At 65.4% G+C, this 25,691-nt stretch carries 24 protein-coding genes and 1 pseudogene; 3 read left to right on the top strand and 22 right to left on the bottom strand.

Annotated features, from left to right (window positions below):
* Positions 1–406 precede the first annotated feature (406 nt).
* Together OG225_RS07600 and OG225_RS07595 are read right to left on the bottom strand one after the other, a co-directional pair.
* Positions 407–571 carry a hypothetical protein gene (locus OG225_RS07600; protein ID WP_405178874.1) on the bottom strand — a complete coding sequence of 55 codons (165 nt, stop codon included), beginning with the start codon at positions 569–571 and terminating at the stop codon, positions 407–409.
* A gap of 22 nt (positions 572–593) precedes the next feature.
* Positions 594–1,712: pseudogene (locus OG225_RS07595) on the bottom strand (IS701 family transposase); the annotation flags it as partial.
* A 678-nt stretch (positions 1,713–2,390) separates the two neighbouring features.
* Here OG225_RS07595 and OG225_RS07590 point away from each other — a divergent pair.
* Positions 2,391–2,729: a DUF6349 family protein gene (locus OG225_RS07590; protein WP_405181016.1), complete on the top strand. Its 339-nt coding sequence runs from the start codon at positions 2,391–2,393 to the stop codon at positions 2,727–2,729.
* A gap of 613 nt (positions 2,730–3,342) precedes the next feature.
* Here OG225_RS07590 and OG225_RS07585 read toward each other — a convergent pair.
* Complete coding sequence (locus OG225_RS07585; protein WP_405181015.1) at positions 3,343–3,540, bottom strand: hypothetical protein; 198 nt, start codon at positions 3,538–3,540, stop codon at positions 3,343–3,345.
* 748 nt (positions 3,541–4,288) lie between these two features.
* Between OG225_RS07585 and OG225_RS07580 the strand changes: the two genes are divergently transcribed.
* Positions 4,289–6,331: a hypothetical protein gene (locus tag OG225_RS07580; protein WP_405181014.1), complete on the top strand. Its 2,043-nt coding sequence runs from the start codon at positions 4,289–4,291 to the stop codon at positions 6,329–6,331.
* Between the two features lie 307 nt (positions 6,332–6,638).
* On the opposite strand, the gene OG225_RS07575 is transcribed toward OG225_RS07580, so the two are convergent.
* The 18 genes from OG225_RS07575 to OG225_RS07490 form a co-directional block, all read right to left on the bottom strand.
* Positions 6,639–7,064 (bottom strand): hypothetical protein, encoded by a 426-nt coding sequence (locus OG225_RS07575; RefSeq protein ID WP_405181013.1) that lies wholly within the window; start codon positions 7,062–7,064, stop codon positions 6,639–6,641.
* On the bottom strand, positions 7,064–7,360 hold the full coding sequence (locus tag OG225_RS07570; RefSeq protein ID WP_216917523.1) for a hypothetical protein: 297 nt from the start codon (positions 7,358–7,360) through the stop codon (positions 7,064–7,066). Before OG225_RS07570 ends, OG225_RS07575 begins: the two co-directional genes overlap by 1 nt.
* Positions 7,360–8,646: a hypothetical protein gene (locus tag OG225_RS07565; RefSeq protein WP_405181012.1), complete on the bottom strand. Its 1,287-nt coding sequence runs from the start codon at positions 8,644–8,646 to the stop codon at positions 7,360–7,362. Before OG225_RS07565 ends, OG225_RS07570 begins: the two co-directional genes overlap by 1 nt.
* Positions 8,647–8,715: 69 nt before the next feature.
* Complete coding sequence (locus OG225_RS07560) at positions 8,716–9,762, bottom strand: hypothetical protein (protein WP_405181011.1); 1,047 nt, start codon at positions 9,760–9,762, stop codon at positions 8,716–8,718.
* Complete coding sequence (locus tag OG225_RS07555) at positions 9,759–10,838, bottom strand: hypothetical protein (RefSeq protein ID WP_216917520.1); 1,080 nt, start codon at positions 10,836–10,838, stop codon at positions 9,759–9,761. Before OG225_RS07555 ends, OG225_RS07560 begins: the two co-directional genes overlap by 4 nt.
* A gap of 6 nt (positions 10,839–10,844) precedes the next feature.
* A complete protein-coding gene (locus OG225_RS07550) occupies positions 10,845–11,885 on the bottom strand; it encodes a hypothetical protein (RefSeq protein ID WP_405181010.1) in 1,041 nt (346 codons plus the stop codon).
* A 22-nt stretch (positions 11,886–11,907) separates the two neighbouring features.
* On the bottom strand, positions 11,908–13,521 hold the full coding sequence (locus tag OG225_RS07545) for a phage tail protein (RefSeq protein ID WP_405181009.1): 1,614 nt from the start codon (positions 13,519–13,521) through the stop codon (positions 11,908–11,910).
* Complete coding sequence (locus OG225_RS07540) at positions 13,521–14,414, bottom strand: phage tail protein (protein WP_405181008.1); 894 nt, start codon at positions 14,412–14,414, stop codon at positions 13,521–13,523. The genes OG225_RS07545 and OG225_RS07540 overlap by 1 nt, the downstream gene beginning before the upstream one ends.
* Positions 14,411–15,463, bottom strand: coding sequence for a hypothetical protein (locus OG225_RS07535; RefSeq protein ID WP_405181007.1), 1,053 nt, complete (start codon positions 15,461–15,463; stop codon positions 14,411–14,413). Before OG225_RS07535 ends, OG225_RS07540 begins: the two co-directional genes overlap by 4 nt.
* 530 nt (positions 15,464–15,993) lie before the next feature.
* On the bottom strand, positions 15,994–16,428 hold the full coding sequence (locus OG225_RS07530; RefSeq protein ID WP_216917517.1) for a DUF5361 domain-containing protein: 435 nt from the start codon (positions 16,426–16,428) through the stop codon (positions 15,994–15,996).
* On the bottom strand, positions 16,389–16,667 hold the full coding sequence (locus OG225_RS07525; RefSeq protein WP_216917516.1) for a hypothetical protein: 279 nt from the start codon (positions 16,665–16,667) through the stop codon (positions 16,389–16,391). The genes OG225_RS07530 and OG225_RS07525 overlap by 40 nt, the downstream gene beginning before the upstream one ends.
* 119 nt (positions 16,668–16,786) lie before the next feature.
* Positions 16,787–17,374 (bottom strand): hypothetical protein, encoded by a 588-nt coding sequence (locus tag OG225_RS07520; RefSeq protein WP_216917515.1) that lies wholly within the window; start codon positions 17,372–17,374, stop codon positions 16,787–16,789.
* Between the two features lie 72 nt (positions 17,375–17,446).
* Complete coding sequence (locus OG225_RS07515) at positions 17,447–17,884, bottom strand: hypothetical protein (protein ID WP_216917514.1); 438 nt, start codon at positions 17,882–17,884, stop codon at positions 17,447–17,449.
* Positions 17,885–17,970: 86 nt separating this feature from the next.
* On the bottom strand, positions 17,971–20,271 hold the full coding sequence (locus OG225_RS07510; protein ID WP_405181006.1) for a hypothetical protein: 2,301 nt from the start codon (positions 20,269–20,271) through the stop codon (positions 17,971–17,973).
* Between the two features lie 570 nt (positions 20,272–20,841).
* Entirely contained in the window at positions 20,842–21,267 is a 426-nt protein-coding gene (locus OG225_RS07505) for a hypothetical protein (RefSeq protein ID WP_405181005.1), read from the bottom strand.
* 86 nt (positions 21,268–21,353) lie between these two features.
* Entirely contained in the window at positions 21,354–21,938 is a 585-nt protein-coding gene (locus tag OG225_RS07500; protein WP_405181004.1) for a hypothetical protein, read from the bottom strand.
* Between the two features lie 108 nt (positions 21,939–22,046).
* Positions 22,047–22,601 carry a hypothetical protein gene (locus tag OG225_RS07495; RefSeq protein WP_405181003.1) on the bottom strand — a complete coding sequence of 185 codons (555 nt, stop codon included), beginning with the start codon at positions 22,599–22,601 and terminating at the stop codon, positions 22,047–22,049.
* Positions 22,602–22,726: 125 nt separating this feature from the next.
* Entirely contained in the window at positions 22,727–22,900 is a 174-nt protein-coding gene (locus OG225_RS07490) for a hypothetical protein (RefSeq protein WP_216917509.1), read from the bottom strand.
* A gap of 179 nt (positions 22,901–23,079) precedes the next feature.
* On the opposite strand from OG225_RS07490, the gene OG225_RS07485 reads away from it, so the two are divergent.
* Entirely contained in the window at positions 23,080–23,313 is a 234-nt protein-coding gene (locus OG225_RS07485) for a hypothetical protein (protein ID WP_405181002.1), read from the top strand.
* A gap of 1,153 nt (positions 23,314–24,466) precedes the next feature.
* Here OG225_RS07485 and OG225_RS07480 read toward each other — a convergent pair.
* On the bottom strand, positions 24,467–25,645 hold the full coding sequence (locus tag OG225_RS07480) for a hypothetical protein (RefSeq protein WP_405181001.1): 1,179 nt from the start codon (positions 25,643–25,645) through the stop codon (positions 24,467–24,469).
* Positions 25,646–25,691: the final 46 nt, after the last annotated feature.

The following is a 25,691-nucleotide window of genomic DNA, read 5'->3' as shown; positions in this document are numbered from 1 at the left end:
AGGTCCGAGTTTCCAGCAGGACCATCATGCTCGTTCGGAGATCCGGAGTCGCCGACTCCGAGATTTCTTGCGGAGTCGGCCAACGCCCCGACGAACTCAGCCTCTCGATGCGTTGTGACACAGCAGCTCGATAGGCGGCCATGAGTTCCTCACCGGCCTCCTGCGCAGTGACATGACCGGTCCACCGCGCACTCATCGCCACACGGACCGGAAGACAACCGCGGTCGAGCTCCATCGAAACGAACGACGAACCGACACGGGGCACGACGACCGACTCGACAGTGCTCACGGCGCTGTCATCCACCGGTGGTGGAACCGATTGCTGCCGTACCGGTGAGGGTTTCGGCACGGGCGCGGGGGCGGAGGCGGAGGCGGGCGGCGCTAGTACTGCAACGGCACTCGGCGCTCAGGTAAGTGGATGTCCGCGTCGCCGGTAGTGGCTGAGGCGGGCTTGGTGCTGGCGTCGTCGTCGCCAGGTCGACCATGACCAGATGTGATCGGCGGCATGGCGTGGGGTGAGGACGAACGCGATGAGCAGGCGGCGGATCTCCGGTAGCGTGAGAGCGATCATGCCCTCGTCGAGGTCACTGGTTCCCCTTTGCAGCAAGGGTTTTCGACGCGGCGAGCCATGCCAGGGCGAGCATCGACAGGGTGATGTGGGCGTGCCAGGCCCGCCAGCTGCGGACTTGGTAGTGATCGAGTCCGGCTTCCCCTTTGGCCTGCTGGAACGCCTCTTCCACATGCCAGCGTGACCCGGCCGTCCAGGCCAGATCGACCAGCCGGGCGGTGGCGGGGCCGTAACAGATGTAGTAGGCGATCTCGAGTTCGCCTCTGCTGTTGGGTGTGAGCGAACGTCGCGCCAGCAGCCAGTGTCCTCGCCCGGCGGCCCAGGTGCCCTCGATTTGGCGGCGCGCCCAGTCGTATTCGCGCGGTCCGTGCGCGCCGGCGCCGACCGAGAGCCGCTGCCAGGTGCGGCCGCCGAACTCGGCGACCAGATCATCGGCGCGCGCGACACGGTCGGCGCGGGTGGCCATCTGGTGGTCGCAGCGGGTGGCCATCACGTAGAACACGTCGTGGTCTTCGCACCAGTCCCGTAGGTAACCGGCCTGCCCGTAGGCCTCATCGGCGGTGAACCACCCGAACGGCACCTTCGCGGCCAACGCGCGTTCGAGCATGGCGATCATCAGCCGGGGTTTGGTGGCGAACTCGACCTCGTCGGGAATCCCAGCGTCGCGGCAACGCTCGCGATCGCTGGTCCACGACTCGGGAACATAAAGTTCCCGATCGATCAGCGCGTGCCCCTGCTTCGACGCGTACGCCAGGAACACCCCGATCTGACAGTTCTCCGTACGCCCGGCTGTGCCCGAGTATTGGCGTTGCACCCCAGCAGATTTGGTGCCCTTCTTCAAGAACCCGGTCTCGTCACCGGCCAGCACAGCGTCAGGGTCGCCGAGGTGTTCGACCACGTAGTCCCGCACATCGTCACGCACCCCCTCGACATCCCAATCGGCTTTGCGCAGCAGCCGCTGCATCCCGTCCGGGCACCCCTCACCAGCGCGTTCGGCCAGAGTCCACCCGTTCTTGCGTTCCAAACCGGCCAGCAGGCCCGACACGTACTCCCGCGCCCGCTGCCGCGGCTCGGACCGCGCGAACCGGGAACCTATCCGAGACATCAACGAATCCAACTCGGCCACAACACGATCCAACACCACATGCCAGATCTACCAGCACACACTCAACCGAGTGCCGTTGCAGTACTAGCACAGATCGAGGGGCGGCAGGCCTCTGCGGAACGAGAGGCTCCTCGTCCCAGAACTCGTCCGGGTCATCGAGGTGGTTGTAGAACCCGCCCGCCATCACTGCACCTCACAATGGAATCCGACAGCCCACGCGAGCACAACGCCGTTCTGGTGAGCTGGCATCCGAGACCCCCATCCATCCGACGGGCCCCCGAGGCCGTCGCCGCGACCACCCTCGCGGCCCGACGGAAATTTGTCAATTCGACATCGGCTCCACACCAGGCACTTCGGCGGCCGTCCAACGACGGCTTGGACCCGACACCTGCCCCTCCTCGGCCACCGGTACCCACATCACAGCCGCCTCGTCGCCCAACTCAGCCTCCGAAGGAGGTCTCTGTGACTCGCACTCTTCAACGAACTCGACCCCGTCCACGACGACCTTGACCTCGCCACCAAAAGTGTGCCGTGCCTGTACGCCAGCGGCGCGCGGGGGCTGGCGGCCCGGGCGAGCGAGTTCCAGGAATGGACCGACCGCCAAGGACGATTCGGGTGCATCACGCGATCGCACGCGTGGCTGCCCTACGGCACCGACCCCAGCGACACCACCGAGGGATGCCGAGCGACCGTCCTGGTGGCTGATCTGCGCTGCCTGTGTCCCTACCTGTCAGTGCGTGGGCCGACAAAATATGCCGCGGTGCCTGCTGCGGCTGCGAATGGGAAGGCCCGATCCGCACTCGACGCGAACACGCGGTTCTGGACGCCCTCGACCACACCTGCCCCGGCTGGCGCGCCGACCCCGCGGTCCCCGCTGCGCCTTCCGACGACAAGCGCCCAGCCCGAGCACGGTGGGTCGCCAAAGCCACAGCATGTATCGGCGATCGTCCGGACGGATGGCCGGTCCGAACCCTTCGCACCGGCAACGGATATGCCGCAGTCGCCCGCCGATCCCCCTGGGGCGACTTCGACGTAGACGACCGCACACTGCGCTGATTCCCTCTCGCCCAGCCTTCGCTGGTCAGGCCCTGCCCGTCTCGGCACGGTCTCGCCGCCAGCTGGTCGGCCGGTCCCGCCCGGCATCGCCACGGCCGCAGAACCCGGCTCGAACACCGAGCAGCCCTCGACCAAGACCGTGCCAGGTCAGACACCTCATCGGAGATCCCCGCCGGTCCTCGTCGAATCCACCGCGACAGTGACCTATTCGAGTCGCCCTTCGGGGTGGTCACTCTCGGGCGGTCGACCGATCCATCCAACAGCCACCGCCGCCGACTCGTGCCCGAGGTACGGGTACGCACGCGGGGCGAACCTTCTTACGGAGAGATCCATACTTTCGTTCTTCTTCCGCGACACCACATACCCGACGATTCGGCCCGCCGCGTACTCGGCTCATCCGCGCGGGCGCCGGTGATGGCCGCGGTGACGTATTCGGTGTCCGCGCGCGGTATGTCCGGTCATCCGGCCGAGGTCACCGCCGAGATCGTGCGAGGCCTGCCCTCGGGGAACCTGTCCGGCATCGGATATCGCGCACCCCGATCGGCTCGCCGTCGGCGGGGAAACACGAGTTCGGGGTGTCCTGTCCGCGATGAGCTACTTCAGCGTCAGCACGTCAATCCCAGCGTTGGACAAGGGTTCCGGCGGCGACGATAGAACGGAGATCGGCACCCAACATGATCGTCGTCTTGCCGGGCCGACTGTGCAGTTCAACGGATTCGACAGTGGTGACCGTCTCCTGGTCACTGTCGCGGATAGATACCTCGTCCCCAACGCTGATCGGCTCGCCGGACAGCGCACCAGTGACGAACATCCAATCCGCGGCTCGGGACAACATCGACCCGCGACCACCAACCACGAAACCTCGCCGTTCATCGCATTCCTCCGCTCCAGGTAACGCCGAGCGCGTTCCCTACCCCGCATGCCGCTTGCGCGAGGCGCTACGACCTGTGCCAGAACTCGACGATCTCACAGGCACATTCACGATTCGGCCATCGAGATCGGTAGGTCGCCGACAATCCTCCATATGGAACCGAATCCAACCGTGCGGCCTCTATGACTCGTCGGGAGGCAGACGCGCACGCTCGGTGCCATCCATCCAGTGTCAGGGTAACGTGGCCGCGGCGCGGGCGGGGGGTGCGTTGAGATGACGGTGTGCTGTCGGCGGATATCGATATCCTGACCAAGACTGTTCAATCGCTGCGCAGTGCCGAGCAGATACTCGACAGCGAGATGGCGGCCAGGCGGAGGGCGAACCGCGGCAACATCGGAACCGCCGAATTGAACAGCGCCGCAGACAGTTTCCATCGCCGCGGGAGTTCGGAATCGAACGTATCGGAGGGGCCACCACGGTCGCAGTGGACTGTGTCTCCACCTGCCCGGACGCGCACAAGCAGGTCGATGATGCCTTCGCCAAGGCCGTCGGGCAAGCCACGACGGCCGTCGAGCCCGGAACAGGCGGGTTCGTGGCAGATCCTATTGCGCCTGTTCGAAAGGCGGAGAAGTGCACATCAGTGACGCGACTTGTCGGATTGCCGGACGAGCGCGACGATGTACCACCGATGCGCACCTACTTCGAGCCCGACGATATCGAGACCTACGAAGCGGCCAAGGATCTGCTGATTCGGCGATGCGAAGCCTGGGCCGCCGAACGGCGGACCTCCGTCGATCCTTTCGCGCTGGCCGCAGCGTTGGATTTCCGACACCAGAGTATCGACGGACGGCTCAGCTACTGGACCGCGGCCTTGGCCGAGGAATTCCTGCTGTCCTACGCGCCGAGGACGCTGTCGACCGACGTGCGCGACGCAGCCGGACTACCGGACTCCCTTCGCCTTCTCATCGAGTACCTACACGCAACCGGGTTGACCGATCCGACCGGCGATCCACGGGTCGACCTCGACGCGGCCATCACGCGGTCCGTCCCGGAATTCGCCGCCGCGATGACCGAGCAGAGCAACTTCGGTATGGCCAAGTTCTGGGTGATGACCGCGATGGGACACGGTATCGATCCCACCGACAGCTCCGCCATGAGCGGATTCTTCGACGACGTCGAGGCGGGCCGCATCGACCACGACGACGAGGTGCTCGCGCATATCATCAGCAGGCATGACCGCCAGGGTGACGGCAGGTTCGAACGCGCCGTCGCCCAATTACCGGTTTCGCTTCCGGCGCAGTCCGAACTCGACGCGGCCGCGGAACAGACCCTGATCGTCACCCGATTGCGGGCACTGATCAACTGGGTCGGCGACGGTCGGGTGTTGACAACGACCGGCAACCTGAGACTCGCTGACGCCCGCGAACTGGTAACGCTGCTCGATACCGGAGACACGTTCGGCCCGAAGATCGGTGATCGGGTGTTTCGCACCAAGAGCAGCGCCGAACTGCCCGGCCTCGCTCGCCTGATCGAACTGGCCAAGAAGATCCGGCTGGTACGGGTGGTGAAGAACAGGTTGGTGCGCGTAGCGAAAACCGCGCCACTGCTGCGCGACGGCCTGGCCTTGTGGACCGCGGCGTTCGACGCGCAACCCGAACTCGGCCTCCTCACACGTTCGACCCCGTGGGCGGCCGAACACACCCGGATGCTCGACAGCATCCTCGACGACGTGCTGCCCGACGTACTCAACACCGTCTACGGCCTGCCCGAGCCGATACCGGTCATCCGCCTGACCGAAAGTGTGTGGTCGGCCTGCGCCGCGACGTACTACCTCGACGATCTCGACCCCGCGACCGCGACACGATGGCGTGAAGGCGTCAGCTCGAATACACGGCGACTGTTCGACGAGCTGGCCGAACTCGGCGCTGTCGAGCTGACGGTCGGCCACCCTGATCCGATGTATCGATCCGACCTCGATCTCGACGACCCGATGTCGTTGCCACTGGAGGCCCGGGAACGATTGCGTGCCGCGCTCGGCCCCGTCGCGGACGAGGTCGAGTTGATCGCGCTGACACCCTTGGCAACCCAGGCGGTACGTGCCAGGCTGCTCCGCGAAGGCCGATCCGCGCCGCTGGTCGGTGAACTGTCCGACACCGAACCCGCCCAACTGCTCGGCATGGTCGCCGAGCACTACAGCGAGGAGACCGCCCACGCGGAAATCACCGGCTGGCTGGCCGCCCACGGCGGCCCCGAGCACGGACTGCCACTGTTGCTCGACGGCATACGCGCCTGTCCGTTCCGCACCCGAGCGGCCGCGATGCTCGACGTGCTCGCCCAAACCATGCCCGACCGATCGGCGTTCCTGCACGGGTTACGCGCGGACCGCCACCTCGGCCCTACCGTCGTGCAATTGCTGATCGCCGATGACGAGATCACCCCCGACGAACTCGACGCCGAGGAAGGACTGCGCGCGATGGCCGAACAGTTCATCCACCTCATGGAAGCCGCCGGCCCCGAAGCCATCGCCGACATACTCGCCGACCTGCCAACCGCGCAGGCCCGCGACATCGTGGCCGCGCTACGGGAATGCGGACACCCCGACGACACCGGCCTCGAGGAACTACTCGCCGTGACCGAAGCCCCTATCACCGAGCGCAACCCCGATCGCGCCAGCCCGACCGCCCTGAAACGAAAATCCAGCTCACGCGCCAAACGCAGAAAACACCGCTGACCCGCTCCTGGCAGGCACCGCCCGCCTACAGGGCGTATGCGGCTTGGATCGCTGACCAGCGCGACGATGGTCTTCGCGCCGTAGGTGGCACCGGTGGCCAGATGTCCGGCCATGGGACCGCGTGGTGATCGGCTGACAGGGTGATAGGTGCTCTAATTACAGCGCACGCGGACATCGAACACGTCGTGCCGCCTTCGGGATCGTCGAGGAATTGGCGCCGCCTGGCGCAGCGCGTCGGCCAGCCAGAGCGGATCGCCGGTTCACGACTTGGGCTTCTGCTTTTCTTCGTCAGCTTCGGACCCGCCGCTCAGGCGAGGTCGTAATAGACGTAGGTGTTGACGTTACCGACAATCGTGGCGGAATAGGTGGCGGGCTGAGTCATGCGCAGCCACAGCCGATCTCCGAACGCGAGGGTGATCGGCGTGTCGGACAGCGCCACCGTCGCCTGGTCGGAGTCCACGGTCTTGACCGCGGTGTCGTTGTGCATGAGCTGGAATCGCCGGGAGGTCACGAACAACGTGCCGGTGATGCTCACCCCGCAGCGCACGACCACCGCCCCGTCGCCGTTGGCGATCAGTTCGTTGTTCGTGATGACGGTGTTCGAGTATCCGCTGCGCGCGGTCCAGTTGATCACTTTGAGGTCGGTCGAACTCGCGGGAACGGCCTGGTCACCGCTCTTGTTCATGCCCATCGGATCGAGGCCGACGATGCCGGTGGCGACGATCAACGGCATCAGGCTTCCCCCTCCGCCTCGGGTTCGGCGACCCGCACGGTCAGCACCTCGCCCGCGTTGATCACGACGTCGGACGACACGGTCAAGGTGGTGACCTCGCCTTCGGCCTGCGATCCGACGGCGACCACGGTCCCCCCGACGAGCAGTTCGACCTGCGGGACGACCGGCGGCTGGTAGGTGCCGGGGTAGCCGGAGTCGATGGTGGCCCATTCCGGGATGCCGCCCGATTCGACGGATGTGGATTCGAGCACCGGGTCCAGGACGAGCGCCGGTCCGCCGACATGCATCCCGGCCATCAGAGGGTGGCCCCCTTCAGGCTCGCCTGGAGGCCGCGGCCGACCGGGCTGTCGACACTGGTGACATACACGGTGAGCCGATCGCCCGCCGAGAAGTTCCAGTCACCGGTGACGGTCGTGTCGGCGGTGTGGTTGGCGGCCGCGATAGTCGCCGAGGTGCCGGTCACGGTGGTGCCGTTGCGACGCAGTTCGACCACCAGGTTGCCGGTGCCTGCCGTCTCGCCGCGGTAGGTCACCGAGGTGAACTTGACCGCGCGTTCGAGGCGAAGACCTTCCGGGATGGTGTTGCCCACGCCAGCGGCGCGATTGCCACTGTGCGATTTGAAGGCCACGTCATATGCCTGGCCCGCGGCGGTCGGCGTGCGGGCGTCGGTGAGCCGCGTGTCGGTGTTGGCGACGACCGCCAAAGTCGTCCGCACGGCGGCGGCGTCGGCGGCGGTGAGCAGCGAACGACCGATGGTGGTGGAGTCGGAGATCTGGCCCGCCGGGTGGGTGTGCGCGACCGGGGTTCGCGCGTTCGTGAGGCGCGAGTCGTCGCCGGCGACCGCGGTGGTCGAGGTGGACCCGATGGTCGGCGCAAAAGTGGTCGGCTTGCCGGTGATTCCAGCCCAGGTGGTGGTGCCCGCCGGGCCGCGGATCGCGATGCCTTGGCCGTTGGGGGTCCAACCGCCCGTAGCGGCGTGGTAGACGTAGAGCAGGCCGTCTGCCTGGACCACGTACTGCTTGCCCTCGGCGGGGGCCGCGGGCAAGGCCGAATAGGTGGTGACCTGGCCGTCGATCGTGATTCCGGTACCGGCGGGCCCCCGGACCACCGCGCTGCCGGCGGAAGCGGGCACCGGGGAGACCAGGGTCAGATCCACCAGTCCGGTCGAAGCGATGTCGGGATTCTCCGCGTCGGGCCCCGAAACGTATTCGGGGACGGCGAAGCTGAAGGGGTCCAGCGCGACGCGCTCACCGTCGTAGGACAGGTCGAACGAGACCCGCCACGTCCATTCCGACGGGTTGGTGGCCGCGCCGGGTGCGACGAGGCTCACGCCGCGCTTGCCGCGCCAGGTCAGGTAGCCGAATTCGTCGAGCGAGCATTCGTAGTGGCGCGGCAACTGGACGTAGGTCGCCGGACTCGGTTCGGCGGCGGCGACCAGGACTTTCGGCGCGTCCGCGAGGAAGGTGACAATACCGGTGAGCGGCGGGAATTCGGGATGGTCGCCGATATCGGGTCCGTCGATGACGTTGGCGAGAAATCGCCCGACGACTTTGCCATATTTCAGCGGGGGCAGATCGGCCATGGATCGATGCCTTTCGGACAGCGGGCAGCCGGGAACGGCGTGCCGGGAAGGAGGGAATCGTCAGCCAGGTCACATCGGCTGGGCGCGCACCGTCAACTGCGAGTAATTGGTGTAGATGTTGTAGCTGCCCGCGCCCGCGACCCGTTTGACCACGACGTAGAGGGTGATCGTCTGGTTCGCGGGAACCACGCCGATGGTCGAACCCGGCTGCATCGGGTACTGATGGCTGCCGGAGATCAGCACGTGGCCGAAACGGGAGACCAGATGGCCCCAGCCGTAGCCGACCAGGTCGCCGTCGGGGCCGCCGATGCGGACTTCGATATCGCATCGAGTGGGCTGTTCGGATTGCAGGCCGAGCGCGCCTTCGACGAGCGGACGCCACGAATTCGGCTGCGCCGGAATCGTTACCGTGGCGACGACTTTGGAGGCGTCCAGCAGGTTCTTGCCGCCGGTGAACTGATTCTCGCCGAGCACCCAGGGGCCGCGTGGGCGCGGGTTGGGAACCGGGCGGAACTTCGCCGTCGCGGCGTCCCAGGCCAGTACGAAATTCTGGCCGAGCGGATAGGTCGCGTCGATCTGCACGTCGGCGGCGTCCTGGATACGGCCCGCCGCACCGGGATCACCCACGTCTCCGGTCACTCCGCGGGGGATCGTGACCTCGACGACCTGCCCCGGCGCGGTACCGGTGACGGACGCGGCGGCCGAGGAGCCCGCCGCACCGGCCTGGACCTTTCCCGACAGCGGATTCGGCGCGCCGCGACGACCGGGCGTGCCGAAGGCGTCCTCGAAGCCGATGAATTCCAATCCCGTCCAGAAGTACACCACGTCGCTCGCGACCAGTCGCCACGCCTTCCGGGCGTCGGCGGTGGTCAGCGGTAGCGCGAACAGCGCTGCCTCGTCGGCGATGTCGCCCTGCCACGACCACGGCCAAGCGGGCGCGCCCTCGGCCCCGGTCGGACCGGCAGGCCCTTCACGGAGTTCGGCCAGGGCCTCCTGGTCGATCAGCTCGAACGGATTGATCGTGTAGGGCAGCCCCACCGAATCGGCGACGCCGCGCATGGTGATCATGACGTCGTCGTCGTAGACGACGGTCTGCTCCGGATTGTCGGTGCTCACACTGCCCCCACGGGTCGGGCCGTGCACATGATCTGCGAACCGGCCATGGTGTAGTCGTAGTTGGCGCTGCCACCGGAATTGCGTTGCAGCACCACGAACAAGGTCGCGGGCTGACCCGCGCCGATCACTCCGGTGGTGCTGTCGGGGGTGAGTCCGCGCACACCGTAGTAGGGCTGGAAGCGAGCGCGCGTGGTCGCGCCGGTGACCGCACCCGCACCGAGCGCGACCAGTTGGCCGGTGGCCGAACCGATGCGGACCTCGGCGTCGATCCGGGTCGTGAACTGGTCGGAGTTCTCCACCGACCGCACCACCACACCACCCGAGATCATCGGTCGCCAGGCGGTGTCCTGCGCCGGGATATTCAATTGGGCGACGGTTTTCGTCGCGGTGGTGATTCCGGACTGCGATGCGACGAATCCGGCCCCGCCGTCCCAAGCCTGGTTCTCCACGATGCTCCACGGCCCGCGCAGTCCGGGATACGCACGCGGGACCCATTTCTGGGTGCCGGAATTCCATACCGGCACGGCGCGGTCGAGGTGCGTTCCGTCGGTGTAGTCGGGCGCTTGCCGGATCGCACCCGGTCCCCCGGCTTCGCCCTTGCGCCCCTTGATGCCGCGCGGCACCGTCAGATTCAACGTCAGATTCGGGGCGGCGCCGACCAGCGTGGCCTGGAACGTCGACCCGACCGCGCCGGTGTCGACGGTGCCCAGGGTCACGGTGCACACCTGTCCGTCGGGTCCGGCCGCGCCGAACGCGTCGGTGAACGAGTCGAAGCCCGTTCCGTTCCAGTACACCAGCGCCCTCGTGGTGAGTACACGCCAGGCTTTGCCCGCGTGCGCCGAGGTCAGTTTTGCCGACAGCGCGGTCAATGCCGCTTGGTCAGCGATATCGCCCTCCCACCGGAACGGCGCGGCGGAATCGCCTGCCGGGCCGACCGGGCCCTGGGTGCCCGTCATCAGTTCCAGCGAGCCATCACGGGGAGTTCCGTGCATGGCCTGCACGATCGCGGGATCATCGACACCCTCGTCGATTCCACGGATCAGTGTCGATGCGAAGTATTCGCCTATGGTTGACATTTCACCTCATTCGATAGGTTCGGCGAAGACGACCAGCGACGCTCGCGAGGGGCTGAATCCGATGTTGCCTGTCCCGGTGCCGACCCGTTCGCTGGCGACGACGAGAGTCGCCGGTTGTCCGGCGGGCACCGTGGCGAAGGTCGAACTCGGCGAAAGCACCTGGGTCGTCGTGCCGTCCCGGTAGGTCGGGAAGACCGGGCCGTAGATCCACCCGCCCGCGGACGCGACGCCCGCCGCGACCAGCGCACCCTGCGAATGACCCAATCGCACGGTCGGTTCCACGCTCTGCGCGCCGTTGTTCACCGAATACGCGTACAAATGGCCGTGCACGACCGGTCGCCACACGAAGGGTTGCGCCGGAATGGTGAACACCCCGCCTTCGATCCGGCTGACGGCCGTGACCGTCTCGGCAATGAAGTCCTCCTGGTACCAGGACCAGGGCCCAGCACCGAGCGGTGCGGGCGAGAACCGGAACTTGCGCATGGCGGCGTCCCAAGCGAACACGCCGCCCGCGCCCGGAGTCGTCGCGGTGTCGAAATCCGGTGACGTTGTGATCTGTCCGGACGCGCCCGCAGGCCCCTTCGGGCCGCGCAGACCGGCCGGAACGGTCACCTTGACCTGCTGGTTTCCGTCCGTCCCGGTGAATTCTATGGCCGGTTCGGTGCGGTTCTCGTTGTGCTCGGTGCCGATGACCTCGAGCGTGTTCGCGAACGCCGCGGGCCCTTGTGGTCCAACCGCGCCGGGTGAGTGCGACCAGGCGCTGCCGGTCCACAGGTCCATGCCGTCGGTGTCGAGCCGGTGCCACCACTTGCCGCGGTCCTCGGCGCCGAGTCCGGTGGGGCGGGCCGCGGCGTTCGCGATGGCACCCATCTTGTGGAAGGTGGTGCGGGGGCGGCCGCGGCGACCGCGCGGACCGGCGGGTCCGGCGGGCAGCGGCAGTGCGGCGACCTCGGGCGAGACCGCCGCTTCGGCGGTCAGGATCGGCAGGCCGTCCACGTCGGCCTGCCGGACCACGGTGATGTGGGCGGGGAATGAGATGTCCGCCATGGGTTCCTCCTCGTGGGGGAAGTCAGAAGATGAGCAGGTCCAGGTCCGCGCCCACGTCGGTGGCCAGATCCTTGATGGCGGCGGCGACGCGACCGAGGCGCTGCCATGCCTTGACGGTGGAGTCCTCTTCGTCGGCGCCGTCGCCGACGACGATCTGCCAGGTCGCGGCGGTCTCGCGGCTGTCGACGAAGGTCAGTTCGGTGACGAAGTCGGTGAAGACCTGGTCGCCGATGGCGAAACCGATCTGGTCGCCGAGTTCGAAATCCTTGCCGAGGATGTAGGGCGCGTTGTCCTCCACGGTGACCCGCTTGCTGGTGTAGCCGCGGGTCAGGTGCAGGCCCTGCAAGCCCGCGACCAGGCCGTCGAGCGTGAACGCCTTGTCGCTGCCGGTGATGTAGAGCTCACGGAACGCGTACGGTCCCGCGCGGTGCACCCGGCCGGTGTCGCGATAGACCATCCACGCCAGGAAGACGTCGTTGAGCTGCCCGCGATACAGCCAGTCCAGCCCGATCAGCGACAACAGACCCTTGATGGCCAGTTCGATGCCCGCGTTGACCCAGCCGGGTGAGCGTCCACCGATGATGACGTCGGTGGCGGTCGGCTTGTGCAGCGCGACCTCCGACGGCCCGATCCCGGAGTACTCGCCCTCGAAATACCAGACCCACGGGAAGTTCCGGAACGTGCCGAGCCTGCCGTACTGGCCGTAGACGGCTTCGTATTCGGTGGTCGACTCGAAGTTCGGGTAGCGGACCGGCGTGGTGCCGTCCTCGGTGAATTCCTCGATCCACGAGGTGATTCCGTCGAGCAGCGTGCCGGTGGGACCGGTGACGCCGGACTTGTCCACTGTCTCCAGGACCACCGTGGGTCGGTCCAGATAGAAGTATTCCGGCGCGGGCTGCTCGTCCTCGCCGGGCAGGAAGAACCGCGCGGTCAGATTGACCCCGGAATCCTCCAGCATCGGCCCGAACAGCTTGTCCGCCATGTCGAATCGCGCCGAGGCGGCGTTCCACCGGCTGGTGTCGGTCATCGGGTCCACCGGAACCACGGCGATCGGAAACAGCGAATTGCCGATCCCGCCCCATTCCGGCGACCCCGCGTCCTGGCTCGGCACCCAGCCGGGTGCCTGCAACCGCATCAGGTTCGTCGTCAGATACGTGGTGATGATGCTGCGTGCGGGGCCGAAAAGGATGTGATGGCGTGGGAACTGCGCGAGGATCGGGGCGAACGGATTCGCCCAGCAGCAGATCGTCGCGATGTGGTTCCAGCAGTGGATAGCCTCGATGTCGACCGTCTCCAAGCCCTGCTCGTCCCGCACTATCGACGCTTTGGTGACGTACCCGTCCCAGCGGAAACCCTTGGTGTCCACGGTGATCGGGATGGTGGCGTCCTCGCCGAACTCGTTGTTGAACAGGTGGTCGAAATGCACCATGTCGCGCGGGCAGATCATCTTCAGACCGCCCGCCGCGTTGCGCGGATAGGTGAACTCCAGCGACAGGTAACTGTGCTCCTCGCCGACCTCGCGCATGAACTTGTCCCAATACCGCACCAGCACGGGCGGATCGCGGAACTGCTCCTGCTCCTCGATGCGGACCTCGTCCATCCGCCGCGACTCGGCGTGCGGATCCCAGGCGCTCATCAGAACGGCCTCGAGGACCGGGGCGTCACCGCGACGATCAGACTCGACGCAGTGTTACCGCCCTCGACCTGCACCAGGAGGTCGGTGGAACTCCACGCGGGCAGCGCGGCCAGCCAGCGGCGACCCGCCAACTGCGCCCACACGTTCACCCCCGCCGTATTGCCGTCGGTGTGCAGACGCGCGGTGCGATGCCGAGGATGGGTGTCGATGCGCAACGTCTGATTCGCCAGCAGCGTCGGCGTCTGCACCAGGCGCGGCGTATCTCCGCCGACCGGGTCCAGAATCGACCAGCGCCCCGGACCGTTCATCGTGTAGCGCGGCCACGCGGGCTGATCGGCGGCATTGCGGGCCCGCACCGTCCCCTCGTTGAGGCCGAGTGTGTTCGTCCACACCGCGGTCTCCTCGAAATGGCGTTCCAGCGGGTCCATCGCGGTGGCCGACATTCGATAGAGGGCCAGCGCGTCATGCGCCGGATCGGTGTCGCCGACAATCTCCGGCGCGGCGTCGAGCTGCACTTGTTGGAAGCGCCAACCCTGATGCCGGGTGAAATACCCGACTGTGACGGGCTTGTCCGTGGACCAGCCGCGGAACCACGCATCGTGCACAGCGTGGAAATCTCGGACCCGGTGTTCCGAACCTATCTTCCCGACGGGCGAAATCACCACCAGGAAGTCCAATTCCTTCTTCGAGCGGACCGACCGCAAGAAGGTCGCGCCATCCTGTCTGGCCCCCTCGGAGACCAGCAATTGTGTCGGGGCGAACATGAACCCGGACTGCTGCGACAGCCGGACTCCTTCGCGTCCGCTGTTGGGTCCGGCCACATGCCAGACCCGTCCGTTGATGTCCCACACGACCACCTTCGTGCTGTGGGAATTCAAGAGTTGGTGGGTCATCGCCCGAAACCTCCTCCGCGTTGTTGGGCCAGCGTGCGACGCCTGCGGACCCGCTCGACCGCGATAGAAGCGCTCTTGGGGTCCATGCCGTTGAAGTTGTAGATGTCCTGGCGCACGGTTCGTCCGCCCTGTCCTTTGGCCAGGTCGACCAGACCGAAACCGCTTCCGATGACCTCCTTGGCGGTGTCGGCGGCGTATTGCCCGACGACTTCGACCGGCTTGAAGACCGTATCGGCCGCGAGCTGACCCACGGTCGAGCCGATTACGCCACCCACGGCAGTCGCGATGGGGGCCGCAGGTCCCAGTCCGGCACCCAACGCGGTGCCGATCGCCGCTCCGACCTGACTGCCCGCCGACGCCGCGGCACCGGTGACCCCGCCCTTGATCGCGCCGAACAGACCGTCCTGGAGTCCGCCGGCGATGGCGGAGGACAGCCCGCCCTCGACCACCCCGGCCATGTCGAGGCTCTCCCAGGACGACGCCTCGGCGTAGTCGTCGAGGACCGGCCCCGGCAGTTCGAGGGTTTTGAGATTAGGGGAAGGTGTGGTCCGCGCCGTGCCGCTCGGCCCCCACGTGCTGCCGGACAGGAACGCGGGCGACTGGCCGCCGCCCGCCGCCCCCGGGTCCCAGCCGCTGTTCATCGCGACCAACATCGGCAGCAGTCGTGCTGTCGTCGCGGCGTTGACGACAAACTCGCCGTCGGAGAGCCAGGTCAGGATGTCATCACTGGTCGATGTCCCAGGCCCGCTCACCAGGCCGCCCGCCGCTCGGCGTGGGATGCTGGGACCGGCCAGCTGCGCCAGCAGAGCGGTCGGCTGTACGTGGCCCGCGAAATCAGCTGGGGCGAAAGCTTTTCCGATGGCGCCGTGAGCTCCCTCGGCCGACGGCATGAGAGAGTGCTGGGCTGCGGCGAGCGGTGAGTCGAGAAGGCCCGGCATCGCGGCCGCCGCATGCGGAACATCGGACAGTCGCGACGATCCCGAGGTGAACACGTTCGGGTGGTGACCGCCGGCGACAGCGCCCGCGAGGCCGATCGGATCGCCGGTCATCCCAGAGGCCGGCGGTACTGGCGTCGATACCTGCGGTGTGAACACATCCGGCGGTTCTGCCGCAGCCTCCCCGGAGACGACCGGGTGAGGGAAGCCGGGAAGCATCGACCTCGGTCGATCGAAACCTGCCTGCGGAATCGGGGACGCCCCCGCCGTGGGACGGAGAGCTTCCTTCCCTCCGGGCGCGGACGCGCCGAGCGAGCCGAACGCGACGCTCGATCGAGCGGTTTCGCCTGCCCGCGGAAAGCCGCGGCGAGAGAGGAATCCGGGCGGGTCGCGGTGCGCGTCGTTGCTGTCACCGCCCGCTCGGATCATCGGATCATTGCCCGCGGGAGCGACTCGGCGAGGCAGGTCGCCGTTTCCGTCGACCTGTGCGCCGACGGGCGTCACGATCGCGGCCGTGCTGTTCCGGTCACCGTAGCGCGGATGTGTGATCGGTCCACTGGACCGACTTTCGCTGTTCTCGGATTCCGTGTGTCCAGATGCCATTGTCTTCCAAACGTTCGAAGGGCCGGTGACGGGCACCGTCCTCAATTCAGCGCAGCGCCCTGGTGTCCCCAGGAGAGGAAGGCATCCATCACCTCGATGCCCGCGGCGGTTCCGATTCGCTCGACGGCGGGCTTCAACCCCGGGCGCGGAATCGGTTCGGGCCGATCACGACCGTCCTGAGCGGCGGCGGTCTTCGACCACACCAGCCAGCGCAGGGAGTCGGCCATATCGGCGAGTAGGTACTGGGTGAGTTGCCACTGGTGTTCTTCGCTGTAGAGCGAGCGCGCCAAGGCGGAGTCCGCGGGTGCGTGACGGATCAGTACCTTGAGGTCACGCCACGTCAAGGCGTCCGTACCCAGGGTCCGCAATCGGACGCCGACGGTGATCAGATGGTATTCGACAGCCTCGGCATGCTCTTCGAGCAGAGCATCGAGGCTCAGAATTCCCCCAGGCTCACCCCGGAATGGACACGCCATTCGTCGAGGAGCGCCTGGAAGGTTCGCTGGTCGAGGTCGTCCAGAATCGCCAGCGCCTCGGCGGACACGGTCATCTCGATCAGCGTGTAGAGCGCGTCGATGTCGTGCATCCGGCGGATTCGTCGGACCAGACCGGGCTTGAGATAGCTCAATGACGGAAGCCGGACCTCGATGCCGGCGATGATGCGAACGAAGTCGTTCTCGACCTGTGCGTGGGTCGAATCGGGTGCTTTCTCCATGGTGCACCGCCCCTTTCGATAGATGTGACTGTGTCCGCGTATCGCGGCGATCCGAGGGCCCAGCGGCAGCGGGGCGGGCCTGCGCATGATGATTGGTACCCCGCTGCCACTGGGGGCTCTCAGGAGGTGAAGACGCCGTCGTCCAGGTAGCGGTACGCCTTCACGCCCGAGTCGTCCTTGAACGCCTCGACGGTGATGGTGAAACCGGCCAATTCCTTGGACACGAACTTCTTCTCGGTGACCTGCGCGATCCTCGCGTTGGGGAGGACGATCCGCAGTTTTTTGGTGTCGTTCTTCATGTCGAAGACCCAGGCACGCGACGGCAGCACCGAACCGGTCTCCTCGACCTTGACGAGGGTGCCGGTGGTGCTGGTCGAGGCGGTGACGGTGAGGTTGTCCGGTCCGAACACCTCACTGAGCACATCCCGGTCCCACACCGCGTAGAGGGTCAGGCCGAAACGGACCGAGTGCTCGGTCTGCAACTGCGCGATGATGTCGGCGTTCCAGTCCTTGACCGTCTCGAGCTTGCGCTCACCCTTCGACTCGATACCGTCCTCGGAGACGTAACCGAGCGGCTTGAGCGCGACGTTGATGGCATCCGACGCCGAGGTCGGCAGCGGCGAACCGAGCGGGCCGACGAGAACGCCGCCGGTGACGGCGATGTTCGGGGTGCCCGCACCGATGAACTTGCTGGAAGGCAGAGCCATTGTGTTATCTCCCTTGGGATTTGCGCAGGCCCTCGGGATGAGTATTCAGTTGTACCCCGGAACACCGGAGTGTCAGGCGAGGACGGATCCCCGCACGTAGAAGTCGGCGACAATCGTGTGCCGAGGGGAGGAATCCTCCGGTTCGGTGCTGTTCTCGATACCGACGTCATCGATGCAATCGCACCAGACGCCGCCGACATAGCCCGGAGAGGCAGCGGCCAGAATGGCTCGCACCGTGGCCGCCAACTGCGCCGACGCACCACCGGTGTCGTAGCAGTCGAGCACCATGCGTGGACGGTCCAGGATCAGATTCGGACCGCGAATACCTTCGCGGTCCTCCCTGTCGACGCGCTTCTTGCGATCGTTGCGCTGGACACGGACCACCCGCGCTGGAATCGGATCAGGGATGTCGACGACGACTTCCGCGGTATCGGACAGCGCGCCGAGTTCGGTCGTGAGGAAATCGGCGAGCGCGTTCTCCATATCCGGGAACACGATACGTTCACCCATCGAGTGACCGCCTTTCTTCGAGGTAGGAACGAGTTTTTCGATCCGGTGCGGGCGAAGGCCGCCCCCTGCATCGGTCGTGCCGAGATCTACACCAGCGTCGAAGGATCGGGACGCGGTCGAGTCGGCGGCGGCTGCTGCGGAGTCGGCGCGGGCGCTGGTTCCGGCACCGCGGGCGCCTGCGGGACGGCAGGCGCGGGTGTCACCCGAGGAGACGGCGCCGGATCCCAACGTGGCACCTGAGAAGGCGCGGGCGCGGGTGCGGTCTCCGGCTCGGCCTCGACTTCCGGCACTTCGTTCGTCGGCCCCTCGTACGACGCCATCGGCATCCGCATCGGGAAACGTAAGGGCGCTCGGAAACCGAACGGCACCCGCATCCTGGACCATCCCGGGAAGAGGACGATGTCCCGCCAGTCGAGTTTGGGGCTCCCGTTCCCGCCGCCCGGGTCCGGAGTCGGCTTCTCCTTCTCATCCGGAATCCGGAGATACCACCCACCCTTGCCGTTGCTGTGCCATTTCCACCCACCGGGCGGTTCTGTATAGCGCGGATACCACTGACGTTCACCGTGCAATGGATGGACACCGATATTCGGGACAACATGCCATTCCGGCACGACGTCCTTGCCCTCTTCGTTCAATCCGAAACGGTGCTCCCAGTGTGTGTCCAGAGGCAGCGGCGGCAACAGATTGAGTTTGTAGCGAGGGTCGTACCACTGGTCCGGCGGCAGAGGAACCAGGTTCATGTACCTACCATCGAAGATCCATCCCTGACCCAGTGGCGGATCGGGCAGATCCTGCGGATTCGGATAGGAGGGATTTCCTTCATTGAGCGGCTTCAACTGGTATCCATCGCTGTACGGGTAAAAGCGGTAACCCTCAGGTGCTCCATGAGGTTGAGGGCGCGGTGGCTCCGCCGGCGCGGGGTTCTCCTGAGGTCGCGAAGGTTCGGGCTCTTGTTCCGAGGGAAGTCCGGGCTGTTGCGGGGGTTGCCAGCCCGGCTGTTCCGGCTGTCCGGTTCCGGTACCCGGAAGTTCTGCCGGCGGCGAAGTGGGTCGGATATCGGGCTCAGGCACAGGCGGTGCCTCCGACGGCACATCAGGCCGTTGCAGAATCGGTGGTGGCGTTCGAGCGCCGCGACCTCCACGCGGTACCACGACCTGCGGATGCACAGCGTTCGGGCGCGGCGCGATCTCGCGAAACTCCTTTTCCCATAGGTCATCTTCATCATCCCAGCGATCTGGAGAACCGCCGTTTCGCTTTCTCCTGGGCGCATAGCGCGGCATCGTCGGCCGCACTGAAGGCGTGAACTTACGGAATGGATTGACTTTCCCATCCCATCGCTGAAGAAGGCGCTGGAGTATGCGCTGCACCGCCTCGTAGTCCTTATTCTTGAGTAGCTCCTCCAGTAAAGCTATTTCTTCCGGCGTGAGACCCAATTCCAACAAATACTTGAAGAAGTCCGGGTCTTCCACCAACGACGCTTTGGGGTAGAATTTCAAACCGAAAAGCAGGTCGACCACCATGGCCCAGAAGATCAACGCCTCACGTAACCGTTGACGCTCCTCGCGCGACAGCGACATAGGGCGCCCCGCCCGATTCAAAGGCGGCATCAGGCCCAGTTCCCGCAACCGGGAGTAGATCATATTCCAAACTACCCGAAGGTTACTCTGATGAAGCACTGCCGCGTCGCTTCCCCAAATCCCCCGCAAATTCCAAGCCATATGTTTTTCGCTAGAGTGGAAGACACCCTCGAGGATCTTCCACATATCCTGCTCTACGGCATGATGAATTTCCTTACCCCAAGGAGGAATTCCTGTATCTATCCAATAATTCTGCCGATGTTCATCCTGCCCGTCGAAATGCTCCCAGAGATCCTCCCCCTCTTCGGGGAGCGGAAATTTGTCCACAGGTAGGCGCATTTTCGGGTTCCAAGGATGCGCCGCTGGCAGCTTCTTTTCCTTACCCGGAGGAGACTCATTCTCATCAGATGTCTCCGGAATATCGGTGCCACTGGGCGTCGAATCTTCGTGAGCCCCATCGGACGAAGCTTCAGCTTCCGATTCTCCGTCTTCGCTTAAACCACCGGGATCAGCGATCGATGTCGGTCCCTGATGCAACCCAAGGAACGAGAAGATGCCGGTCCGGTCCCATACCGTCTCGCCAGGATTGGATACGCGGTCAGTCTGCCCGACCATAGAACGGCGGGTCTGAATTCTGTCCAGTAACCGCGCAGCGGTATGAGGGGTCAACCCATGGAAGTTCTTGACTTCGGATGTTGGCGCACTTTCACCGACCCCTGAGCTATCGCGCCGATCCGCGATCAGATCAACCCTCTGACCAATGAAATCGCCCACGATATTTCGCGACATATTGATCGGAGTGATCGTCACGTCATCCCGTCGGATTCCCGACAGCGTCGGTAAGATCTCCGCAGCAAGACTCTCGGATAATACCGACTCGAACCGGGATCGCAGAAAGCGTCTCATCGCCCGAAGAGGACGATCACCATCGTCGGTATATGCGTTATTCATTTGTGCCTCGGCTCGAACAATCGAAATTATTAAATATGCACGCTAACGCCTCGTGCATTAATGATTCGGACACCCTAATGGGATGAACGGGTTCATTCCAATCGACTGCGCATCTTTCGCCAGGAGTACGACGAAATCGCTCTGGAGTAGGCGGGCGACCGCCGTAGTCGAGCCGGGAAATGACAGATTGGCGCGCGAACCACATGCGCGTTGAAAACGCTAATTCAGAGTTTGGCCTAATTTAGTCAAATGGCAACGTCACTCGGAATTGGTAACACAATACGAACTACGCCGACGGTAGGCTGAGCGCAACATGGTGATGACGTGGCGCCAGAGCTAAGCCCGATCCAGCCAACCGCATAATTATGAGCTTCACGCTCGAGGCAGTACCCGAGGACGGTTCAAGTGCTCGCTACCCTGCCCAGCGGGCTAGCTCAGCTCATAGACATACTTCCCGAACGATTCGTTGCGCATTGTGAGGAAGTCGACCGCACGCTCAGAAAGGATCAATAGACCCAACATCTTCACACCGAAGTCATCGGCGAGCGCTCGACCGGTGATGACCAGGCCGCGCAACGCCGGGATCTCGAACGGAGGTGTATCTTTCGATAAATCAGGGCTGATTTCTCCAGACAGCGGGCCGAACTGAAATCCAGTCAGGCCCGATTTCGCGAGGGCCTCGGCCAGCGGTTCAGTCACCGCGAATGCTCCACCATAGGAAGTGATCAGCTCAGCGAACACCGGAGCGGCGAAGATCAGATGTGCCGAAATCTGGCGCGGCGGGTCGAAGCTCTCATCCCACTCGACTCCCTCGAAACCAGCAGGGCACTCCGGGTAGATCTTGTAGAACTTCATCCCGGGCACTCCAAGCCTGTGAGGGGTCCGATCCGATCGGAACGAGACTATACGTGAACATGCCAAAGCAGCCGGAATAGGCACAGTCAGCCCACCTCCTCGATGCGGCGCAGGAGTTGGGTCACCAGACCCGCATGGGCTTCCGACTTGGTCGGTGCTTCATGGACAAGTCCGCGCGGGTGGACAGCGCACCACAGACCGTTCTCGGCCTGGTTGACGACGATGTCGTCGACGTCGTAGAAGCTTTCCGGGTCGGGCACGGGCCATTGGCCGTGCTCGTCCTTGGTGATGTGCACGCCGGTGTCGAACGCGCCGGGATGGCCGCCGGGTGTGGGCGACCAGCGGATCTCCTCCAACTCGGGATGCAGGCGCACTCCGCGTTTGACGAGGTATTCGGCGACGCGGTTGGCCTGACGGATCCTGGTGACGGTGGGCTCGACGGTGGCGCCCGCCCCACGCCGCCATTCAGGCAGGTGGATCACCGACAACTCGTCGGCCAGCGCTTTCACCTCGGGGTCGATGTCATCGAGATCAGCTGGGCGCTCGATTTTCCCGGTCAGCACACTCTGCATGAGAGCCAGGAACTCGGGTGTGACCAGCTGGCCGGATTCCGTGCGCGTGTAGGCCGTGCCACCGAACTCCACAGTTTCGACAACGTCACCATTGGTCATGAGTACTGACTCCTTCGTGCGCTCGGAGCGCGACAACTTGCTGGATGTATCGGTTGCGGCGGTAGCGCTCGCGGATCGCGCGAGATCGGCACCCCACGTGGGCTGCGCTCAGGGGGCGACGATCTGCTGGTTGTAGCGGGCATATTTGGGCAGGCCGTCGATGTAGAGGACGCCCAAGTCGACGTCGCCGCTGTACATTTCGCGATGTGGGCCGTTCACGATCACCGTCAGCTTGCTGACCTCCGGAAGGGAGGGGTTGCAGCGGACGACGATGTCGTAATGGTCGAATTCGCCGATCGGTTCGACGCGATCGATGGCAAGGAAGCCGTTGACGAAGAATTCCGTCTGGTAGCCGCGGGTGTGGAAAGTGAGGGTGCGCTGGATGTTCAGCGTGCTGACCGTGGTCGCCGTGTAAGACAGGTAGAACCACGAATCGCCGAACCGGCGCGCTAGGCCGAGTGAGATGGCCGGTGCGGACACAGGTTCCAGCGAGGCTGTGACCACGACCTGGGATACGGTGTCCACCGCCTGGTCGTCGTAGACGACGTAGAACTCGGCGCGGCCGATGTCGTCCACGACTCGGACTTCGTCGATCCGCACGAAGCCGGGGATGTAGAAGTCCTGGCCCATCAGGTAGCCGATGAGGACGGTGGTCTTCTCCATGGAAATCTCCAAATCATCAGATGCGCACTAGTTGTCCGCCACGGCTCACGGCTCGCGAGACGGTGGCGACGGTGCGCGGTGGAATCAGGGTCGGGTCGTGGATAGATTCGGACCGATCCGGTGGCCTACGGGAGATCGGTCAGTGGGTCGTGGCCGAGGAAGTAGGGCGCGGCGATGAGGTCGCAGAGGGTGGGGCGGTCTCGGTGTAGACGGAAGGCGACGGCCGGGCCCAGGTGTTCACGGATGTCGGCGAGGTACTCGGCCTCGAAAGGGGCGCGCGGGGTGGGGTCGAGAGGCATGGCCGGCCACCTCTTGGTCGAGTGGTCGAGGTGGCACCCCGCCCCCGGGTAGATGGGACCTGGAGGTGGGGCGGTGCGCCCTGATGCTTACCTCGGCTGCGGCCGCGGCGGTCGGGCGCGTGGGAGCGGTCGGGGCGGGTCGGGGTCCGGGCTGGTCAGCGGGTTCGAGCGGAGGTGGGGTGAGGCGGCCTGCGGCGACCAAGAGATGGAAGGCGGCGGCCTCGTCGGGGCGGGTGTCGACGGTGCAGGCGCGGCGGACTCGCATCGTGGTGTGCGCGTGGTCGACCGTACGAGGTGTCGTCGGGGTGGTGTGGGCGGCCATGACGAGCAGGTCGCTCAGCGGTCGGGCATGGGGCCTCCAGTTCGAGAGCCCGGTTCCCGGCGAGGGGCGGGCAGGGAGCTGGGTCGCCTGAGGATTCGCGTCGTCAGGGTGCGCCTGCTGCGGGGGCGTGCCGCGCACGCACGCCGGGCGGTTCGGGGAAGCACCGGCGTGGAAACGACCGTGGCTCCGGGACCACTCGGGTCACGGAGCCACACATCGGGATCGGGGGCTCGAAGAGCCGAAAGCCAAATCCGCTTTACCGAAGTTCTTTTGGGAGTTTCGGGCGCAGATCAGGCGCTGCACCAAGCTTCACGTAAGAAAGATCAGAAGTCAACCCTCGAACGAAAGATTTCCCAGTCATGCTGGTAGAGAACATTTGCGAGGGGCGCCGCGCGATCGAGCAAGCCTAGACCATGAACGCCGCCGAGGTCATCACGACGTTCGAACAGTGGGTCCAGACAGTCGCAGGCCGCAGCCCGCTGGCGTCAGCGTTGTCCACGAGATCATCTCCGACACCCCCTACCCTGCCGTCGGTGACCTATGTCGATGGCAACTCCGCGATGCAGCAACAGGCGCCGCTACGGCGCCATGGACGAAGAAGTTCGTCAACAGCTCGACCTACGTCATCCTCGGCGTGAGTGCACAAACCGAAGGAACCTCGGTCACCTGCCGCATCGCTGTGAACGGAAGACCGTCGATGAGAAGACCGCCACCGGCGAGTACGCGCCATCGTCGAATTCGAACGCTCCCTCATCCTGGAGCGCCAACGCGAAGGCATCGTTGCGGCCAGGACCCGCGGCGCCTACACCGGACGCAAACCAGCCCTCACCCACCGAACAAGCCTATCGCCTGTCCAGGGAAAGAGACCACAAGTTCGCAGCTGTCTGCAGCATGCAGACACCGAGCTGACGAGGTGCGTCTCGGCTCGTATCTCCCCTCCGCTCACTGCTTCGGACCGATGTTGACGACGACGCTTCGGACCGATGTTGACGAGGGTCCGACCTCAATGTGCTTCGCCGCACCAGCCTCGGAATCATCGTCGGGATGCTGATCGGGATCCCATCCTGATACGGGGCATCCTCGCCGGATCCACCATCGGAGGTCTCGTCGGTATTGCCATCACCTGATTGTCCCCATCCCGGGCGCACGTGCCTCGGATGGACGTGATGACGAAATTCATTCGCTGCCAACAGGGTACGAGCCCTACGGCGGATAGTCCCCAACAGCGGCCGCGTCTTTGTGGGTCAGGCCGAGAACGCGACCGGGGCCCAGGATCTGCCCGCGTCGCGAGTCATCAGCAGTCGGTGTTCGGCACGCGCCGGTGTGACTCGGTCGCTGGGGAACGACCTGGTCTCCAGCACGAACCCTTGGAGCGGCGTGGTCATCGCGGTGTCGTCGTAGGTCACAGTGGACTCGCCGACGCAGGCGGGAGTATAGGTGGTTCGCCAGGTCAGGCCGTCATCGTCGGAGACGAGGATGGCGTTGGCCGCGTCGGTGGGGCACTCGTGGGAGAGGCCGGTCGCCATCGTCGGCCCCTTCGGGGCGACGCCGAGCAACGCTACGCGCCTGCCGGGAATCGGACCGTGGTCGGTGAAGGTCAGGCCCGCGTCCTCGGATCGGTAGAGGCGGCTCTCACCCGCAGGGTCGTCGATATTCGTACGGCATACCGCCACCAGGGTTCGATCCGACAGCGCCGTCAGATCGGTGAGCTGGTTGTCCTCTGCCAGGCACGGCGGAGACCAGTTCGACCAGGCACCGTCGAGCAGTCGGGCACCACCGGCCACGAACGGGATGGTCGGGCTACTCGGTTGGCGAAGGTACCGGTCGCGGTAGTAGGCCAGCCAGGCGGCAGAACCGTGACCGGTCATCGTGACGTACGGCGACCGTCCTCCCGTGCCCGCACCGAGCGGATAGGTGGCTTCCGAGACATCGGAGTCGACCTCGGCCGTGACCAGCGTGAGTCTGTTACTCGCGGCGGCCGCCAACATCACCCTCGAACCGTCCGAAACCATTGCCGCCGGTTGCACTCCGGTGCCCGACAGCGGGAGTTGCGCTTGCCAACTCGTTCCACCGTCGTGTGACCGCCACACCCGGTCGGTGGCGAACAGCCACCCGTTGCGACTGTCGGTGAAATAGATTCGTGGCCACCAGCTTCCGGATACTTCCGGCAATCCGGATACCGAGACGGACTGCCAGCTGCGGCCTCCGTCGGCGGTATGCCGGATCGCCGGACACGAAGCCGTGAAACACGGTTCGACCTGCCCGAGAACCCAACCTTCCTCGGCCGAAGCGAATGTCGCCGAGCGCGGTTCGAAACCTTGCGGCCCATCCATCGAAGGCGCGCAACCTGCGGTGAACGACACCAGCGCGGACGCGCAACCCACGATCATTCCGGTCCGCAACCAGCGCAGCATCTTCCCCACCCATCGCTATGTCAGGCGACCAGTGTAGATCGCGCCGACCGCGATG

It is taken from the genome of Nocardia sp. NBC_01377 (assembly GCF_045040005.1).
GTDB lineage: Bacteria > Actinomycetota > Actinomycetes > Mycobacteriales > Mycobacteriaceae > Nocardia > Nocardia noduli.
The sequence above is the reverse complement of the archived record's forward strand: the minus strand, read 5'-3'. Positions and strand labels throughout refer to the sequence as shown.